The sequence below is a fragment of the Paenibacillus sp. FSL H7-0331 genome, from assembly GCF_001956045.1.
The window spans coordinates 140,034-157,829 of record NZ_MRTH01000002.1; the positions used below are offsets into that span (position 1 = coordinate 140,034).

The following is a 17,796-nucleotide window of genomic DNA, read 5'->3' on the forward strand; positions in this document are numbered from 1 at the left end:
CAGCTCCTGTTATTGACTCACGACAGGGATGTAAATATCAAATTCGTTATCCGCTCTTTCATTGCCCGTGTAGCGGCTGTCATAATATTCTAATTCGGGAGCCTGTGCACGCACATAGGTTTCATTATTGGCAAGCCATTCAGAGATTACTTTATAGGTCGCACCCAAATCGGAGATAGGACCGGTATGAGTGAAGATCGCGTACGTTTGCGGTTTAAGGAATATTTTACACATCGATTCAGGTACGGGGCTATCCAGTTGTGCTTCCGTAAGCACTGCGGCTGTCACATATTCGAAAGGGTTGCCTGGTTGTACATCATAGCAAACGCCTATCGTTACTGCATGTTGACCTTGAATTTCGCCGATCCGACTCATAAACAAGCTCCACTGATCAACGATCGATGGAATACCCCCTTCACTATATACATGGGTTTGACGTAGGCCGATGGCATGATAAGCGGGCTTACTCTCAATAACGGGATTCAATGATGGCTTAAATGTGGGCTGCATAATGCAACATCCTCTCTTAAATTAGATAATGAACTGACTCTTGAAAGTTGTTCATTGTTTGCTTTACGACTTTACAATAACATTCAAGCACGACAGTTCTTGTCATAGTCTTTTGCGATTTTTATACTTTTTAACTGTTTTTATGTATAGGAGCACTCAAAATCGTATGCTATGATGAAGCATACGATATGGAAGCGTTTGCATGATTGTGTTCGAAATTTTCAAATGTTATTAAGGAGGGATTCATATGCAAGAAAGTCCTTTAACCGTTCTGGTGGTAGATGATGAGCTGCCGCTTCGTGAAGAGCTGCGACTATTTCCTTGGTCATCCTGCCATGCAGAGCTCGTTGGTGAAGCTGAAAATGGGGAAGAGGCTTTGGAGCTATGCCGCAAGCTGGTGCCTGATGTGGTGATTACCGATATCACAATGCCCATGATGGATGGAATCGAGTTGTTCCGATCTTTAAAAAAAGAATTTCCGCTGACGCAGGTCATTTTACTTACTTGTCATAGTGATTTTGAGTATGCGCGTGATGCCTTGCGGCTGGGTGCGCTTGAATATTTGATCAAGGTTTCTCTGCTCGATTCCGATCTGGAGCAAGCCTTGGACAAGGCGCGGACTACCATTCAACGGGAGCACAGTCACAAGCGCAGTGAGCTTGATAAGCAGCGCTGGCAGCTGGTCAAAATCTGGAATCGATATGCAAACGAGCAGCTATCCATAGCTTCAGTACCTGTGGAGGTTATGGATGAGCTAAAGCACGTTTTGAAGGAGTGGCAGCTGCATTTCCCGATACACTTTACGAGGCTGCATATTCATACCAAAGCAGAGGATGAAATGTATGTGCATCATGAGCTGCAAGCGATATTTAGTGAGTGGGAGCAGAGCTCGAAGGTATTGAGTCGTTGGGTTCAGCTCGATAAATCTGACTATGTGATATTCAATACTCGGCCAATTGAAAATGCACAGTCAAGACGTGAGCAGGCTGGATGGATGATGAATGGCTTGCAAACTGCCCTGGAGCAGCGATTGTCGTTTCTGAGCGAGGCAGTCCGTCTGTATGCGACCTTAAGCGAGGAAGTCCCTAATGAATCTGTGATGTTCCAAGCATTGCGGCAATCGGCGATTGCTCCTGAAGCGCCTTTTTATGATCATTCGGGAACCATTTATGATCATACGCTGCTGCCTAAGCCAGTCGCAGGTTCCATGGAGGATCAGATCAAACAGGTATATACGGAGCAATTCCGCTTGGCATTAGCAAAGTCCCAGGAACATCTGGCCCGGTATATCCGAGAAGAGTTTACAGTCTGGGCTTGCTCCAAACGGCCCAATCCTGATGAGTTAAAAGTATGGCTGTTGTCCAAACATAAAGAGTTGTTCAAGGATGGCGACTATATGGCAGAGGATAAAAGCAGGCAAAGGCTGAGTGAAGCGAGGACACTAACAGAGCTGACTACAGCATTCACCCGCGAGCTGGAAGCGGTTGTAGGGTTGAAGAGCAAATGCCGTAAGGAGGTACAGCATGCCAAGCAACTGATTGCCGAGCAGCTGATGGAGCCGATTACCCTCACCTCAATTGCGGAGTCTGTTGGACTTAGCTCGTATTATCTGAGTCGATTGTTCCGTGAGGAGGTCGGGGAATCCTTTAATGAATACGTGACAAGCTTACGAATGGATAAAGCGATCCATTTGCTGCAAACGACGAATATGAAGGTATATGAGGTTGCGGAGCAGGTTGGGATACCGAGCTACCGATATTTTTCGGTATTATTTCGTAATCGAACTGGCGTAGCCCCGACAGATTTTAAGAAAAGCTATTAATCCATTGACAATCATAGAAAAAAGGGGGAGCAGTATGTTAAGCCGGGTCAACCATTGGATGAGAAGCCGCAGTATGGTTTTCAAGCATTTTCTGTTTCTTTTTGCGGGAACCCTGGTACTGTTCGGGTTGCTGGCATGGAACAATCTGAAGGATGCCGAGCAATTGTTTCGCAAGCAGGTGCTCTCCGATGCCGCGGTCATTAACGACCGTACCAATTTGTATTTAGACGCTTATTTGGACAATGTGCAAAATATTTTATTGCTGCTATCGACGCGTGACGATCTTCTGGACGAGGGAATGGAGGAAGAAGCGGTTAAGGTGCTGCGTAAATACGCGGAGAAGAATAGCACGCTCTACAAAACCTTGTATATGGTACGCGCTGATGGCAAAGCGATGTCCAATACTCAGGTTTTTCTTGACATCATCGGCAATCCGAATCTGGCTAAGCTGTACGAGATGTCCAAGTCAAACTACGGTGTTATGATTACCGAGCCCTATCAATCGCCTTTATCAGGAAAGACGGTAGCGTTTGTGCTGCCGATCAGCTCCAAGAACGACGATGCAATCAAAGGGATTGCGGTTGTCGAAATTGATCTTGTTCGTTTGACCAATATGCTCGCACAGTTCATGAATACACGCAACCAAACCTTCTCCATTGTAACGAACAAAGGTAACGTCATTAATACTTTCGATACAACCTGGCCGCTGGATTATTATAAGCTGCTGCCTTATAACACAAGTGTATTTCCACCTGAACTGAATCAACACTTTATTAACGAGATTCAAGATCTGCCGATCGGCATCACTGAAATTCATGGCTCCACAAACAAGTTGATTGCAGTGAAATCGGGGATGAATAAGCTGGGCTGGTATTTTATTGCTTTTATTGAGGACAGCTATTTTTACCAAAATATCATTATTCTTTATGACAATTACAAAACGGCTGCGGTAATTTGGGTACTGATCCTGTTAATTAGCTCCTATATGATGAGTCGTTATATTACCTATCCGGTTCGTACTTTGGTAGCCAAGATGGACAGGGTGCGCGATATGGAGGTGCTGCCTTCGATCTCTATGACCCGAGAGGACGAAATCGGCAAGCTGGCCAAGAGCTATAATGCCATGATGGAGCGGATTCATAACCTGCTCGTGGAAACGAAGGAAATGGAAATGCGCAAAAATCAGTATGAGCTGAAAATGCTGCAAAGCCAGATTGCCCCGCATTTTTTGTATAATACGTTAGCTTGTATAAGCAGTTTGGCCAAGCAGCAAAAGATCGAGGCTGTGCGTGAAACGATTCGCGCGCTTGTCGGTTTGTTGTCGTTCAGCTTTGATAAGAGTGGGGAATTCGTGACACTGGAGGAGGAGCTTGAGGGCCTGCGGATGTACGCCTATATCCAAACTGTACGCTATGGAGAGAAGTTTGTGTTGACGATTGACGCCGCGCCAGAGACGCTCACCTGCAGAATTCTCAAGCTGACGCTTCAGCCATTGGTCGAAAATGCGATATTCCACGGTTTGGCCCCTCAGAAGGTCCAGGGCCACATTCACATACGAACCTGCATACGCCGCAAAAAGCTTTGTGTCATTATTCGCGATAATGGGCTGGGTATGGACTCCGAGCAGCTCAGCAGCATCTTCAGTGAGCGCCGGAAAGCACCCAGCAAGCATCGGTTTACAGGGATCGGGATCATGAACGTCCAGGAGCGAATCCGGCTGCACTTTGGCACTGAATTCGGATTGCGGATAGCCAGCAGGCCCCAGGTAGGGACCTTGATTCGCATAGAGCTTCCGAATGTGTCACAGGAATAAAAGCGTTTGCAAGAATTCGAACACTTTCGCACGATCACTGTATATTTCCTGAAGAAAGCGCTTGCTATAATACAACTATAGAAAGAGTGCTTATAGAGCCTGGAACCACGCTCTAGCAGCAAATGAAGCTTTCAGGGGGATGTCATTATGGATCAGTTGACCGTGGGGAATGTGGCTGATGCCAAATCAAAGCAGGCCAAGGGCAGGCTGCTGGGCAAGAACATTTGGGCTTTTCGCGCCTTTTATATGATGCTGCTGCCAGGTGTGCTGTACTATATTTTATTCCGATATTTACCGATGTATGGCGTTATTATCGCATTCAAGGATTTCAATTTATTGGAGGGGATCGTAAGCAGCCCATGGGCAGATCCTTGGTACAAGCATTTTCAAATCTTTTTCAATTCACCGTATTTCACGCAGCTGATGGTCAATACCTCATTGATCTCGCTTTACAAGCTTGTATTCGGTATGGTTCCACCGATTATGCTGGCGCTGATGCTGAATGAATGCCGTGTCAAATGGTTCAAAACGATCATTCAAACGCTGACCTATATGCCTCATTTTCTATCCTGGGTGATCATATACGGGATTCTGATTGCATTGCTATCGCAAAACTCCGGGTTGTTTAACCGTTGGCTTGAAGAAAGTGGAGCACACTCCATCGGATTTATGACCTCACTTGATTACTTCCGTGCTATTCTCGTCGGTTCGGAAATATGGAAGGATCTGGGATGGGGAGCAATTATTTATTTGGCGGCTATGACGGCTATCGATCCTACGCTATATGAGGCTGCCCGTGTAGACGGCTCGGGACGCTTGCGGATGATATGGCATATTACACTTCCAGGTATTCGTAATGTTATTGTGCTGCTGCTCATTCTGAAGCTGGGTCATATTATGGATGCGGGCTTCGATCAAATTTATATTTTGTATAACATTCAAGTATATCAAGTCGCTGATATTCTCGATACCTGGGTATTCCGCACCGGTCTGCAGCAGTTGAATTTCAGTCTTGGGGCAGCCGTGGGCCTGTTTAAATCAGCGATTGGACTTGTTCTGGTCATGGGAGCCAATCATTTATCGAAGAAATGGGGTGATGGCATATGGTAAAAAGCATGGAGGATCGTTTCATTAATGGAATCGTTTTTGTGATACTGGGCTTGGCTGGGTTGGCGGCGATTTTCCCGCTGATGTATGTCGTAACCGTATCGATCACACCTTTCACCGAGGTATTAAAAAATGGCGGCTTCATTCTGATCCCCAAGTCGATCACATTCAGTGCTTATCATAAGCTGTTCACTGAATCTAATATTCCCAATGCCTTTTGGGTAACGGTATTGATTACTGTGGTTGGAACGATCGTCAATCTGATTTTGACAGCTTTAATGGCATATCCGCTCAGCCGTAAGGCGCTCCCGGGGCGAAATATATTTTTAATGATGGTCGTATTCACGATGCTGTTCAGTGGCGGGATAATTCCTACCTATCTGATTGTGAAATCGTTGGGTTTGATCGATTCGATTTGGTCGATGATTCTTCCTAATGCGGTATGGAGCTTTAATGTGCTTATTATGAAAAGCTTTTTTGAAAATCTGCCGGAGGAGCTGTTCGAATCGGCCCGAATGGATGGTGCCAAGGAATTCAGAATTCTCATGCAGATTGTAATTCCGCTGTCAGTACCTTCACTGTTGACGATAGGATTGTTTTATATGGTTGGGCATTGGAATGAGTTTTTCCAGGCCGTCATGTATGTAACCGACCGTACGTTGTTCCCGCTGCAAGTCGTCATCCGGGAAATCCTGATGCTTACTCAGCAGCCGATGGAAAATGCCGAGAACATGATGCCGACCGAAACGATTCAGATGGCTTCAGTTGTGATGGCGAGCTTGCCGATTATTATTATTTATCCCTTTATTCAAAAGCATTTTACGAACGGGATGCTGCTCGGCTCTGTGAAAGGTTGAACGACGGTTCGTCCGCTCCGGACTGCAGCTGGGGCCGCTACCGCTTCAATATAGATGCATTACAGATCCATACAGGTCATCAACCATGAAAGAAAGAAGGGGTTAGTCTATGAGCCAAAAGAAAACAATGGTCGTTTCGCTGGCATTCCTGATGCTGGGTGGAACCCTATTATCAGGCTGCGGAGGCGGTGCGGCCAAACCTGAAGCGGCTGCTCCCAAAAATGAATCAGCACCGACACCCGCAGCAGCACCAGTAACTGCTCCAGCAGCAAGTGCCAAGAAGATCAAAATTGACATCATAGAAACAGGAAATGGTCTACCTTCACCGGATCAGGATATTATTAAGCAAGAGATTGATAAGGCTATAAACACGGATTTGAATTTGACCGTATACGCCTCTCAGGATGATTACAAAAATCAGCTGAATGTGCGTATGGCTTCAGCCAACTTTCCCGATTTGTTCTCTGTGGATCGTCAGCAGCTGAAGCAATTTTCGGAGCAAGGTCTGCTGCTCGATCTGACCCCGTACATGGATAAGCTCAAACCCGTTAAAGATTTCATCGGTGAAGAAAGCTTGAAGAAGGGAACGATGAACGGTAAGGTATTTGCTGTTGCCAAAACGCCGACTATTCCCTATGATACGTACTTCATCCGCAAGGATTGGCTCGATAAGCTGGGCATGCAGGTACCGAAAACGACTGATGAATTGCTGGAAGTAGCGAAAGCTTTTGCGGATAAGGACCCTGATGGCAATGGTAAAAAGGACACCTTCGGTATTACCGGCGGCAAATTGTCCGCTTTCAACACCGTATTTGGTGCTTATGGGATCGGATATTCAGCCAATACTCCAAGTCTTTATGTGAAGGATAACAAGCTGATTAATGCGCTGTATGATCCGAGTATGAAGGATGCGCTTGGTTTTATCAAAAAGCTGACGGATGCAGGTGCGGTTGATCCCGAATTGTTGGCGAACAGTGGTTTGCAGCATCAGCAGAAAGCCATCAAGGGACAGGCGGGCATCATTTATATCGATTGGCCGAATATGACGAAGGATCAATTTGTAGAACAGATCAAAGCTGTCAATGCCAATGCCAATTGGGTGCAAATGGATGCAGTTAAAGGACCTGGCGGGCAATATGCAAGCTCATGGGATATTGGGGTTACAGCCGGATTATACGCAATTCCCAAATCACTGGAGAAAAATCCGGAAAAGCTGCAAAGGGTGTTTGACCTGCTGAATTATGTTTCCGGCAAAGAAGGCTCTCCGCTCGTTCAGTATGGTGTGAAAGGCAAACATTATAATCTGGAGGGAACCAAAGTCGTAGCCACTGATTTGATGGGTAAGGAAGGCGGATATTTCTGGCTGTATCAGTTTACCGGCCGTCCTGAGATGGATTACCTGCAGGTCAAGTTTGCCAAACAAACACCTTTCATTGAGTTTGCCAACAAGCAGCCGCGTATCCAGGCTCTGAATGGTTTTGTTGATATCCCTGCTGGTTATAACGCTGCTGATGCGGGTCGTTATATTGAGGAGGAGCTATCGAAATTTATATATGGCAAACGTCCTCTCACTGAGTACGACAGCTTCCTTAAGACTTTGGAAACTTCAATGAATTATAAAGCATACATGGATGCTGCACAAAAGCAGCTAAAGGAATTGGGTTATTTGAAGTAGCTGTATAAACAGCTTTTGACTGTCGATGGGTCTGGGAGGTTAACCTCCCTTATCTTTATCCTTAATATTTACACGAGTAAATTATATAACAAACCCTAAGGAGTGTTTAAACATGGACACAACGCAATCTGCCAAAACCGCACAATGGAACCTACCCGAGCTGATGAAGCAATTTGATGAGCAGGGGTATCTGCTGCTCCCTAACGTGATTTCACAGGAAAAGGTCAATCGCCTGAACGCTGCTATTGACGAAGTCGTTTCCAATGAGCCGGATACGCTGGCTTATAACATATACAATAGCGTGGAGCGTCATGAAGAAATTGCTTCACTTATCGATGAACCGTCGATATTGCCCTTGATCGTGAATCTACTGGGTTATAATATTCAACTGCATATCTCCCATCTGACGATCCGCAAGCCGAACCCTAATAACGCAGCCACAGAAACGCACAGCTTTATTAATTGGCATCAGGATGGTCCCCATCCACAGTTTCCACGGATCAATGGGATTACACCGACGTATTATATCAAAACCTGCTACATTTTGAGCGACATGTCAGAGCCGAATCGCGGCAATACGAAGATTATTCCCGGTTCACACAACCGACCGTACCAGCCGGATACGCACAATGTGACCGATGATTTGCCCGGAGAAATGCAGGTATGCGGCAAGCCTGGAGATGTGTTCGTGTTTGCCCAAAATTTGTGGCATGCAGGAGCACCCAATAATTCAGAGTTTACACGAAGACAGCTGTTTCTGGGATACAGCCCAATCTGGATGCGTCCTATCGATTATCGGACAGCAACCGAAGAACAATTAAAGAATGCCAGCCCTATTCGCAAGCAGCTGCTTGGTGTCATCGATGAGAATCCATTTAAAAATTACGTTCCGTCGGAATCTATGGTACCATTGAAGCAATTGTATATGGGTGATGCTGGTAGAGGCGGATATGCCCATTAGGGATGGAGGAGACATCTTTGAATCATAAGGTGCCTGGTAAGCTTGAAGGCAAGTTGGCGGTAGTCACAGGAGCTTCCCGAGGATTGGGCAGATGGATCGCAGTCGAGCTGGCAGGTCATGGCGCATCAGTTACGGTCAATTTCGCTAATAGTGTCGCAGATGCGGACGAAACGGTACGTCTCATTACAGAAGCGGGTGGCACGGCAAAAGCCATTCGTGCCGATATTACGCAGGAATCAGAGGTTGAGCATCTTATTGAGGATTCGGTTCGGTGGTTTGGTCGTTCTGTCGATGTATTAGTCAATAATGCTACAGGGCCGCAGCCGATGTTATCAATCGAGGAAAGCAGCTGGCAAATCTATACGGATCAATTGGAGTTTTTCGTGAAAGCACCTCTTTTACTGACCAAGGCGGTCTTAGCAGGAATGAAGTCACAGGGCTCAGGCAGCATTGTCAACATTGGCAGTGAGGTTGCACAGCTTGGCAACGCGAATTTCTCAAGTTATGTGACGGCCAAGGCTGCCATGATCGGCATGACACGTTCATGGGCTAACGAGCTGGCTCCATATGGAATTCGGGTGAACCTGGTTGCTCCGGGCTGGATTCCTGTAGAACGACATAAGGATTCCGATACGGACGGGTATCAGAAGCAGATACCCCTCCAACACATGGGGGAGCCGCTTGATATTGCTGCCGCTGTATCGTTTTTGGCTTCTCAGGAAGCCAAATTTATTACCGGACAATGCTTGTCTGTTAACGGAGGCAACACGTTCGGAATTTAGCAGTCAGGTGGTTCACAATATGGTATCAAGACAAGATGTAGCCGACCGCGCGGGAGTATCCGCAGCGGTCGTTTCTTACGTATTGAACAATCGAAATATTGTTAAGGAAACGACCAGGCAAAAAGTATTGGAGGCCGTGCTTGAGCTGAATTACAAGCCTAATCTGTTAGCACGCAGTCTGAAAACCAAGAAATCAAAGCAAATCGTTGTACTTGTTCAATTTCTCGGCAATCCCTTTGAGGCTGGCATTTTACTGCGTATTGAATCTGTAGCAAAGGAAAACGGATATTTTGTTTTTTTCCAGACATATGAGGAATCGCAGGAAGAGCAGCTGCAGGAGCTGTACATGGGGCGGGTGGATGGAATTCTATTGCTCGGGCAATCGCTGAAAGAGAGCACGATTGAGCATTTTAGTGCTATGGGAATCCCTATTGTCTCAATAATGGAACCTGCAAAAAGGCTTCAACTGGACGGTGTTGTCGATATTGATTGGACCGATGCTATGAGGCAGCTGGTTCGGCATCTGAAGCAATATGGACACGAACGGATCGCTTTTATGAGCGGAGGCAGCGGTAACCATCATTATGAGTGCAGATTTCGATCCTTTTTGGAGGCGCTCACCTGCGAGGGGATGCTGTTTCACTCCGGAGACAAGCTGGAGGATCCAGGGCGTTTCGAGTCGGCACACGCACAGATGAAGCAGCGATTGGAACAGACCGAGGGCAGACTCCCTTTTCAAGCGCTAATATGCGCTAACGATTTGATGGCAGCCGGCAGCCTGGCTGCTTGTCGCGAGCTCGGTATCGAGGTGCCAGGCACATTATCGATAGCAGGCTGTGAGGATATTTTGATGTCCTCACAGACGCATCCTCCGTTAACGGTGATCCATTTTCCCAGACCGGAGGCGGCTGAGCTGGCAACTTATCAACTGCTGGCCAGGATGGAGGGAAGAGAACCACCATCTGAAACCGAACGAATGCTGGTGGGTGCACTCGTAATTCGCGATTCAACGGGCAGACGTTTGCAGAATACTGTGGTAGAATGAATGGAAATATGACAGAGAGTGATACCTATACAGGAGGATCAGCCATGAAAGCTGGCAATTCCAAGCCAAGAAGAGCGATGGTTATAGGGGCTGGCATCGGCGGATTATGTTCAGCTATTGCTTTAAGGAACGAGGGCTGGCAGGTAACTCTGTATGAGCGATCACCCGGGATACCTCAGGTTGGCGCCGGAATTGTATTGGCAGCTAATGCAATGAAGGCACTCCGCAGGCTGGGTGCAGCCGATCAGGTTCAGGCAGAGGGGGCTCCTATAGGAAAAGCGGAGATCCGAACTTGGGACGGAAGGCTGCTGGTCGATTTGCCTACCACTCAACAAGCCATAAAATATGGGACGTCCAGCTACATCATTCATCGGGTTACTCTGCAATCCATTTTATTAGATGTTTTGGGTGCAATGGCAGATGTGCAATTTAACAAAAAGCTCGTCGGCTGGACACAGGATCAAGATCGGGTAACAGCGACTTTTGAAGATGGATGTACAGCGGACGGCGAGCTCTTGATAGGTGCGGACGGCATTCGTTCCAAGGTGAGAGGACAACTGCCTGGACACACACCGCTTCGTTATTCCGGATTCACGGCGCTACGTGGCATTTCCGTGTTCGAGGATCAGCGCTACCCGTTAGACATTGGCGGTGGTTTTGAAGCCTGGGGGTACGGCAAGCGGTTTGGCTTTACGCATCTTGGTAACGGACGCATCTACTGGTTTGCAGCGATCAATTCCAGTGAAGGTATTCCACATCCGGCAGCAGAACGAAAGCAGCTGGCACTTTCGACATTTCGCGGCTGGTATCAACCAATCGAGTCCGTTATTGCTGCAGCTGAGGAGGATTCTATTCTTTCTCACGATATTTATGATTGCAGCCCTATAGGACGATGGACAGAGGGAAGAGTTGCTTTACTCGGTGATGCGGCACATCCGATGCTGCCTAATTTAGGTCAAGGTGGTGCTCAGGCTATGGAGGATGCGTTAGTGCTGTCACAATGCTTGCAATCCGTGGACACTGACATTCCTGCAGCTCATCAGCAATATGAACAACGTCGCCTTGCACGCGCAACCAAGGTGGTGCGTCAATCGCGACTCATGGCAAAAGTCGTTCAAACGGAAATTCCAGCAGCGATCTTTGTAAGAAACCGGCTGCTGCGTATGATTCCACCCAGCATGCATGTCAAACGATTTGACTGGCTGGTCGGATATGAGGTTTAGAGAAAAAGGAGAGTACCGACTGTGGCAAAAGCACAAAATCAATCAGCACCAATCCAGACAACCGTATTTCCGATTTTATTCGCGATCAGTATTGTTCATTTATTGAACGATACGATGCAATCCAGTGTATCCGCGTTATTCCCGATTCTAAAGGATTCCTTGCAGCTCAGTTACACGCAAATCGGGATGATTGCATTGGCAATGAATGTGACCGCTTCGCTCATTCAACCGCTTGTCGGTTATTATGCCGATATTCGGCCGCGTCCTTATATTTTACCTATAGGCGTATGTTTTACCTTAGTAGGAGTAGTTGGATTGGCGCTGGCACCTTACTATGCAATTATCTTATTTGCGGTAATAGCCATGGGGATTGGTTCCGCTATATTTCACCCCGAATCCTCACGGGTAGCTTATTTGGCTGCAGGAGCGAGAAGAGGACTGGCACAGTCGATTTTCCAGGTAGGCGGTAATATCGGGAGTGCATTGGGTCCCATTATGACGGCTGTCGTATTTGTTTCCATCGGTCAATTCGGTGTGATCTGGCTAACCTTTGCAGCCATTATTGCGATCATTATTCAATTTAATGTGGCTCGATGGTACAGTCGACAGGATATTCGTCCGAGACCCAAAGCCAAAACAGTTACGGCTGGAAGCAGCAAGGCAGGCTTGACACCTGCACAAATTTCTTGGGCAATTGTCATTCTTGTATTTCTTGTATTTACGAAGCATGTGTATATGTCGGGTATTACGAGCTACTATACTTTCTTCTTAATTGAGGATTATGGGGTTACCGTGAGTAATGCGCAATGGTTTTTATTTGCTTTTCTAGTCGCTTCAGCAGCGGGGACCTTCATTGGCGGACCGCTTGCAGACCGTTACGGTCGTCGCAATATTATTTGGTTCTCGATATTTGGAACAGCTCCGTTTTCGATTATGCTGCCATATGCGAATCTGTTCTGGTCAGGTGTATTGTGTGTATGCGCCGGTTTTGTACTCTCTTCGGCATTTTCGATTATTGTCGTCTATGCGCAGGAGCTGCTGCCTGGTAAAGTAGGGTTGATCTCAGGTTTGTTCTTCGGTCTGGCATTTGGTATCGGTGGACTTGGATCGGCGGCATTAGGCTGGGTTGCGGATGCTACAAGTATTTCCTTTATCATGAAGCTGGTTGCTTATTTACCTCTGTTAGGCATATTGGCTATTTTATTACCCAAGGATAAAAAAGTGCTTGCATAAGCTTCAGGAATGCGTTGAAATAGAGGTATATCCGAATAAGGAGAGGATGAGCCATGTATTTATTAGCCATTCTGCTGCCACCGCTCGCGGTGCTGCTCTGCGGTAAGCCATTTCAGGCATTGATAAATCTAATATTGACTTTATGTTTCTGGCTTCCTGGAGTCATTCATGCCATCATGGTAGTCAGTGATGCTAAAAGCAATAAAAGAATGGAACAATTAGCAAGATCGATGAAAAATAAATAACCGAACTAAGCTTTCTACGAAAACTCTCGGAATCGGGCTGATATACGAATGAACCCTCGCGAGCTGTACGGTGATATCGATATTTATTTGTTCGATCAGCTGTTAAAGGGTCGAATTGTGAAAGGCATGCGGATTCTGGATGCAGGCTGTGGCTCTGGACGTAATCTGGTTTATTTCCTGCGCAACGGGTTCGAGGTGTATGCCATTGACCACTCGGAGGAAGCGATAGCAGATGTACGCAGGCTTGGGGCTGAGCTGGCTGCGGACTGGTCGGCTGAATATGCCCAGGTCCAATCCATCGATAAAATAAGCTTTCTCAATGAAAGCTTTGATGTCGTGATCAGTAATGCCGTGCTGCACTTTGCTGATCATGATGCGCATTTCCAGCGTATGCTGTATGAGCTGTGGAGGGTGCTTCGTCCAGGTGGCCTGCTGTTTGTCAGATTGGCTTCGTCCATTGGCATTGAAGACAGGGTGATACCGCTTGGACAGCATCGTTACCGATTGCCTGACCGGAGCATACGTTTTCTTGTGGACGAGGAGCGGTTGTTAAAGATGACCGAGAAGCTGCAAGGTATTCTGCTAGAACCACTCAAAACCGTTAATGTTGCGAATCAGCGCTGTATGACGACCTGGGTAATGAAAAAACCGCACATTTTATTTTTCGACCCGATTGAGGAGATGCAGCACGAGCAGGATAGATCTCCGGAGCCCACCTCCTTTTCATGATGGAATCTTTTATTGTACAACGCATAAGAACCATGAGGCTGCCACGGCAGCCTTTTTTGTATGAGGTGAAGCAGATCGGCAAAAAACAATCAAATAAAAAAGCTATTAGTGAACTTTAATCAGGCGACGAACCAATATAGGGTGATTTATTAAGATAGGAGGCTGGCCGCCCTATGACAGACCAAGAAATGTACCCATTGCTCCTCCGGATGAGCAGTGGCGACAAAGAAGCCTTTCGCACTGTGTATGAGCTTACTCAGCATTCGGTTTATCGTACCGTGTACTTTTTGCTCAACAATAAGCAGGATGCCGGTGATGTCACAAGCGAGGTTTACATGGAGCTGCTGAAGTCCATCCCGAATTATGATGCCCGACAGTCCTTCCACCGCTGGCTGAACGGTCTCGCTGTTCGGCAAGTGAACAACTGGAACAGGAAGCTGTGGCGCCGTTACCGCTTGTTCAACCGCAATAAAGAGTTGAGACGGGAAGAAACAGCAATCCGGACAGAAGAGCAGGTACTTCATAATGAGACGAGCGAAGAGCTGTTGGCACAAGTTTTACAACTGTCTTACAAGCTCCGAAGTGTAATTATCCTACGGTATTACGATGATTACAGTCTGGAGGAAATCGCTCGGGTTCTGGATATTCCGCTCAGTACCGTCAAGTCGAGGTTACGTCTTGGTTTAGAAAAGCTTCGTAAAAACACGGATCTAGCACTGTCCGTCAAGGAGGAGACCATTCATGTCCATTGAACAACGTTTGACTGACGAACTGAAGCGCCAAGGCAAGTCCATTCAATGCCCCGCCGCAGTCGGTGTTCGAACCGAGCAGCTGTTTGATCAAAGATTTGCCGACAAGCTCTCCAAGGGCAATGGCGCTTCGGTATTTGCCAAACCAAGACGCTATTCTCAAGCTATAATGATTGCACTGTGTTTACTTCTATTCTCGGGAATTGCTTATGCGTCAACCCTGCTTTATCAATTAAATGACGGAACCTTCAGCTTTCAGGTTTCTTCGAATACACAGAAGACCCTTGATGCTCAGCAGACACAAGCCGTACGGGAGCGCATCAATCAGGTTCGACAACAATTGGCGTCTGGTGAATCTGCTGTGGTCTATGTACCTGAGTTGAATAAGATTAAGCTGCCGCCGCTTGTCAAGGTCAACCAGCCGCAAAGCTATACGAATATAGAAGTCTGGCAAAAGCAGCTTGTCGGCGGTCCGGGTTTGTACAAATTACCGGATAAGCTTCCAGAGGGCTTTGCATTTACAGAAGGGAGAACAGTACTCCCTATCGGAGCTATCGACACAGATACATTACGCGACAATCTGGAGACGTTGAAGAAACAATCCAAGGATGTCGCTGCAGGAATTGCCTGGAAAAAGCTTACTGCGGACAGAACTCATGCACAAAGCTTTGGCGCGCAAGAAATTCCCAACTTGATTTATCAAAATACTAAAGGGGATCAAATCCAGATTTATTATCAGCTTATTCCTGATGGTGAAAAGGAGAAAACAGTACAAGCGCATATAACGGGCATTGAGCAAGTGGGAAAAATAAACCTGAAAGGCAAAGAGGCCTACTATTCGGTTAACAACCATGCGTTTCTGAGTCCATCTAACCAGTCCCAGGCACTCACTTGGATCGGACAGGAAAACGGTCAAATCGTGCTTTATTCTGTCATTAGTGAATCGGTGGGTGTGAGCAAGCAGGATTTGGTATTTACAGCGGAACATATGAAATGATTGACTAGATGTTTGGTCATCTCATGGAGGTTTTTGTCGAATATAACAGGTTCGGAAGAAATTTTGTGACGAAATAAGTTTAATTTCCTCTCAATAGGCCAACAATGACTAAGGAACTTTGATTGAACCTTTGGAGGGAATCACATGAGTAGAAATAGAAACAGGGGATTTGCGTTATTAAGCTGTATCATGCTATTGTCAGGCTGTGAATGGAGCAACCAGCCGACTTTGGCTGAACGCACACCGCAGCATGGTCATCAGGCAGAAAGTGCAGCTGTCTCAACAGCAACCGAAATGGCCAAGGATTCAGGACCGATGATCAAGCGGATTGACATCATCAACAGCAAGGGGATCAAGACGGGAACTGCCGTGTTATCCTCCATTCCAGAGGGTGTCAAGATGCAGGTCGAGGTTACAGGAATAGCGCCTGGCAAGCATGGCATTCACATCCATCAGTACGGCGTGTGCACAGGTCCGGATTTCAAGACAGCTGGAGAGCATTTAAATCCAGAAGGCAAGAAGCATGGCTTCAATAATCCTCAGGGACCACACGCTGGCGATCTTTTGAATCTGGAGGTTGGCGCTGATGGAAAAGGTCGTGCGGAGCTCGTCAACAAGATGGTAACGCTCGATAAGGATAAAGCCAATTCCTTGTTGAAGCAGGGTGGTACGTCTTTGGTCATCCATGAAGCGGAAGATGATTATATGACCGATCCTTCAGGAAACTCCGGAGCTCGTATTGCTTGCGGTGTTATCCTGTAATTTGTTTTGGGAATTGTGAAGGATTGCTGCATCCCTTAAACCTGTGTTAAGATGTTTAAACCCGCCTTCGGGGCTTTAAGAAGCCCCTAGTGGTGGGTTTTTTTTGGACATTTATCCTCTTAAGGGAGCTGCAGGAATGAAGTTTGACATCGAATGTATATCTTTTTTTGTGATTCAGATCGAGGGGGAAGAAGAGCAGGGCGGTAAACGATATAAGCATTATCAGACGCTCGACGGTGACGATTATGCAGATAGTGAGCTCAGCTCCTTTCTAGGTGGAGAATTCTCCAAAATTGCCAAGCGTCACGCTGAACGTAACCCGAAAGCCGAGCAGGTGCCTACAAAAATCGGTCGATTCGCTGTGGAGCCGGGCTATGATTTGGACAGCAATCCTAACTATAATTTATTTGCGCGGCTGCGTATGGCGGATACGATGGATACCTATATCGAGCATGCCGAAGCTTTGGTGCAGGCCTATATGGATACGAGTGCAATCCGCGGCGGAGCGATGTTCATTGCTCGTGCCAAGCTGAGTCAATTGTTCGACGAACCGTTTATATTTGTATTGAAGTGTGATTTTGAACAAAAAATCGCTCGTATCACGGATGAAAGAAGCTTGCTTAACAAGGTTGAGATGGCGATCAATGCCAAAAATATGAAGTCGATCATGTACCCGCACATGCCGGAGGAAGGAATGCTGGAGCCGTGGGAGCTGAAGATCCATCAATCCTCACATGCCCGATATTTCGAGGATTTCCTGAAATATGTGGAATATGAGAAATCGCAGCCGGAAATATTGAATGAACAGGTGCTTGGCTTTGTTCACCAATATATCGAGCAGGTATATGAGGACAATGAGGAAGCACGTGAGAAAGAGACACAGGAGATGGAAGTATGGGCTTACAGCGAGAAGCGTGAGCTACAGGAGAAATGGTCACACGAACAAGTAATGGAGGCGTCCTCGGTATTGGTTGAACAGCAGCCGGAGCTGGAGATGAAGCTGAAGCTTGGCAATATGACGGTTCGAGCGTTATTGGCCGATTTTGGCGACCGTCTGCATATTGCGAAGCTGGGGGATCGCTACGTAGTCGTGTTGGAGGGCGAGGGCCTGATGTTCGACAAAGGTATTTTGCCTGTTGAGCTGCTGCAGCCGGAGCCGTTGGAGCAAATTGTGGATCGGATCAAGAGCAAGGCAGAGGAAGAAGCTGGTTAGTTTTAATAGCAAATCACGTATAAAAGGAACAAGCGTTAAGAGCAGCCTGTTCCTTTTATACGTGATTGTGATG

At 46.8% G+C, this 17,796-nt stretch carries 17 protein-coding genes; 16 read left to right on the plus strand and 1 reads right to left on the minus strand.

Annotated elements, in window-relative coordinates; all coding sequences use genetic code 11:
* Positions 1-9: 9 nt before the first annotated feature.
* Positions 10-510, minus strand: a complete 501-nt coding sequence (locus BK127_RS03360) for a GyrI-like domain-containing protein (protein WP_083689029.1) — start codon at positions 508-510, stop codon at positions 10-12.
* A 247-nt stretch (positions 511-757) separates the two neighbouring features.
* Here BK127_RS03360 and BK127_RS03365 point away from each other — a divergent pair, with 247 nt between their 5' ends.
* The 16 genes from BK127_RS03365 to BK127_RS03440 all read left to right on the plus strand — a co-directional run bounded on the left by BK127_RS03365 (position 758) and on the right by BK127_RS03440 (position 17,723).
* Positions 758-2,332 carry a response regulator transcription factor gene (locus BK127_RS03365; RefSeq protein ID WP_076228589.1) on the plus strand — a complete coding sequence of 525 codons (1,575 nt, stop codon included), beginning with the start codon at positions 758-760 and terminating at the stop codon, positions 2,330-2,332.
* A 34-nt stretch (positions 2,333-2,366) separates the two neighbouring features.
* A complete protein-coding gene (locus BK127_RS03370; protein WP_076228590.1) occupies positions 2,367-4,145 on the plus strand; it encodes a cache domain-containing sensor histidine kinase in 1,779 nt (592 codons plus the stop codon).
* Positions 4,146-4,292: 147 nt separating this feature from the next.
* Positions 4,293-5,255, plus strand: coding sequence for an ABC transporter permease (locus BK127_RS03375; protein WP_076228591.1), 963 nt, complete (start codon positions 4,293-4,295; stop codon positions 5,253-5,255).
* Positions 5,249-6,109: a carbohydrate ABC transporter permease gene (locus BK127_RS03380; protein ID WP_076228592.1), complete on the plus strand. Its 861-nt coding sequence runs from the start codon at positions 5,249-5,251 to the stop codon at positions 6,107-6,109. Before BK127_RS03375 ends, BK127_RS03380 begins: the two co-directional genes overlap by 7 nt.
* Before the next feature lie 109 nt (positions 6,110-6,218).
* The gene (locus tag BK127_RS03385; protein WP_076228593.1) at positions 6,219-7,784 is read left to right on the plus strand and encodes a type 2 periplasmic-binding domain-containing protein; all 1,566 of its coding nucleotides are present in this window, start codon (positions 6,219-6,221) and stop codon (positions 7,782-7,784) included.
* 112 nt (positions 7,785-7,896) lie between these two features.
* Complete coding sequence (locus tag BK127_RS03390) at positions 7,897-8,745, plus strand: phytanoyl-CoA dioxygenase family protein (RefSeq protein ID WP_076228594.1); 849 nt, start codon at positions 7,897-7,899, stop codon at positions 8,743-8,745.
* 2 nt (positions 8,746-8,747) lie between these two features.
* Positions 8,748-9,527, plus strand: a complete 780-nt coding sequence (locus tag BK127_RS03395) for an SDR family NAD(P)-dependent oxidoreductase (RefSeq protein WP_076228595.1) — start codon at positions 8,748-8,750, stop codon at positions 9,525-9,527.
* A 19-nt stretch (positions 9,528-9,546) separates the two neighbouring features.
* A complete protein-coding gene (locus BK127_RS03400) occupies positions 9,547-10,572 on the plus strand; it encodes a LacI family DNA-binding transcriptional regulator (RefSeq protein WP_076228596.1) in 1,026 nt (341 codons plus the stop codon).
* Between the two features lie 44 nt (positions 10,573-10,616).
* Positions 10,617-11,795 carry an FAD-dependent monooxygenase gene (locus tag BK127_RS03405; protein ID WP_076228597.1) on the plus strand — a complete coding sequence of 393 codons (1,179 nt, stop codon included), beginning with the start codon at positions 10,617-10,619 and terminating at the stop codon, positions 11,793-11,795.
* A gap of 21 nt (positions 11,796-11,816) precedes the next feature.
* Positions 11,817-13,028, plus strand: a complete 1,212-nt coding sequence (locus BK127_RS03410) for an MFS transporter (RefSeq protein WP_076228598.1) — start codon at positions 11,817-11,819, stop codon at positions 13,026-13,028.
* A 53-nt stretch (positions 13,029-13,081) separates the two neighbouring features.
* Positions 13,082-13,273: a YqaE/Pmp3 family membrane protein gene (locus BK127_RS03415; protein WP_076228599.1), complete on the plus strand. Its 192-nt coding sequence runs from the start codon at positions 13,082-13,084 to the stop codon at positions 13,271-13,273.
* A gap of 48 nt (positions 13,274-13,321) precedes the next feature.
* Positions 13,322-14,002, plus strand: a complete 681-nt coding sequence (locus tag BK127_RS03420; protein ID WP_076228600.1) for a class I SAM-dependent methyltransferase — start codon at positions 13,322-13,324, stop codon at positions 14,000-14,002.
* A 173-nt stretch (positions 14,003-14,175) separates the two neighbouring features.
* Positions 14,176-14,754, plus strand: coding sequence for a sigma-70 family RNA polymerase sigma factor (locus tag BK127_RS03425; RefSeq protein WP_076228601.1), 579 nt, complete (start codon positions 14,176-14,178; stop codon positions 14,752-14,754).
* The gene (locus BK127_RS03430) at positions 14,744-15,748 is read left to right on the plus strand and encodes a hypothetical protein (protein WP_076228602.1); all 1,005 of its coding nucleotides are present in this window, start codon (positions 14,744-14,746) and stop codon (positions 15,746-15,748) included. The genes BK127_RS03425 and BK127_RS03430 overlap by 11 nt, the downstream gene beginning before the upstream one ends.
* Positions 15,749-15,892: 144 nt before the next feature.
* Positions 15,893-16,510: a superoxide dismutase family protein gene (locus BK127_RS03435; protein WP_076228603.1), complete on the plus strand. Its 618-nt coding sequence runs from the start codon at positions 15,893-15,895 to the stop codon at positions 16,508-16,510.
* A gap of 136 nt (positions 16,511-16,646) precedes the next feature.
* Positions 16,647-17,723: a DUF3900 domain-containing protein gene (locus BK127_RS03440; protein WP_076228881.1), complete on the plus strand. Its 1,077-nt coding sequence runs from the start codon at positions 16,647-16,649 to the stop codon at positions 17,721-17,723.
* Positions 17,724-17,796 lie beyond the last annotated feature (73 nt).

Bases quoted from the DNA above. Each gene is read 5' to 3' on its own strand.
- BK127_RS03360 (WP_083689029.1), bottom strand. From the start codon at position 510: ATGCAGCCCACATTTAAGCCATCATTGAATCCCGTTATTGAGAGTAAG.
- BK127_RS03365 (WP_076228589.1), top strand. From the start codon at position 758: ATGCAAGAAAGTCCTTTAACCGTTCTGGTGGTAGATGATGAGCTGCCG.
- BK127_RS03370 (WP_076228590.1), top strand. From the start codon at position 2,367: ATGTTAAGCCGGGTCAACCATTGGATGAGAAGCCGCAGTATGGTTTTC.
- BK127_RS03375 (WP_076228591.1), top strand. From the start codon at position 4,293: ATGGATCAGTTGACCGTGGGGAATGTGGCTGATGCCAAATCAAAGCAG.
- BK127_RS03380 (WP_076228592.1), top strand. From the start codon at position 5,249: ATGGTAAAAAGCATGGAGGATCGTTTCATTAATGGAATCGTTTTTGTG.
- BK127_RS03385 (WP_076228593.1), top strand. From the start codon at position 6,219: ATGAGCCAAAAGAAAACAATGGTCGTTTCGCTGGCATTCCTGATGCTG.
- BK127_RS03390 (WP_076228594.1), top strand. From the start codon at position 7,897: ATGGACACAACGCAATCTGCCAAAACCGCACAATGGAACCTACCCGAG.
- BK127_RS03395 (WP_076228595.1), top strand. From the start codon at position 8,748: ATGGAGGAGACATCTTTGAATCATAAGGTGCCTGGTAAGCTTGAAGGC.
- BK127_RS03400 (WP_076228596.1), top strand. From the start codon at position 9,547: ATGGTATCAAGACAAGATGTAGCCGACCGCGCGGGAGTATCCGCAGCG.
- BK127_RS03405 (WP_076228597.1), top strand. From the start codon at position 10,617: ATGAAAGCTGGCAATTCCAAGCCAAGAAGAGCGATGGTTATAGGGGCT.
- BK127_RS03415 (WP_076228599.1), top strand. From the start codon at position 13,082: ATGTATTTATTAGCCATTCTGCTGCCACCGCTCGCGGTGCTGCTCTGC.
- BK127_RS03420 (WP_076228600.1), top strand. From the start codon at position 13,322: ATGAACCCTCGCGAGCTGTACGGTGATATCGATATTTATTTGTTCGAT.
- BK127_RS03425 (WP_076228601.1), top strand. From the start codon at position 14,176: ATGACAGACCAAGAAATGTACCCATTGCTCCTCCGGATGAGCAGTGGC.
- BK127_RS03430 (WP_076228602.1), top strand. From the start codon at position 14,744: ATGTCCATTGAACAACGTTTGACTGACGAACTGAAGCGCCAAGGCAAG.
- BK127_RS03435 (WP_076228603.1), top strand. From the start codon at position 15,893: ATGAGTAGAAATAGAAACAGGGGATTTGCGTTATTAAGCTGTATCATG.
- BK127_RS03440 (WP_076228881.1), top strand. From the start codon at position 16,647: ATGAAGTTTGACATCGAATGTATATCTTTTTTTGTGATTCAGATCGAG.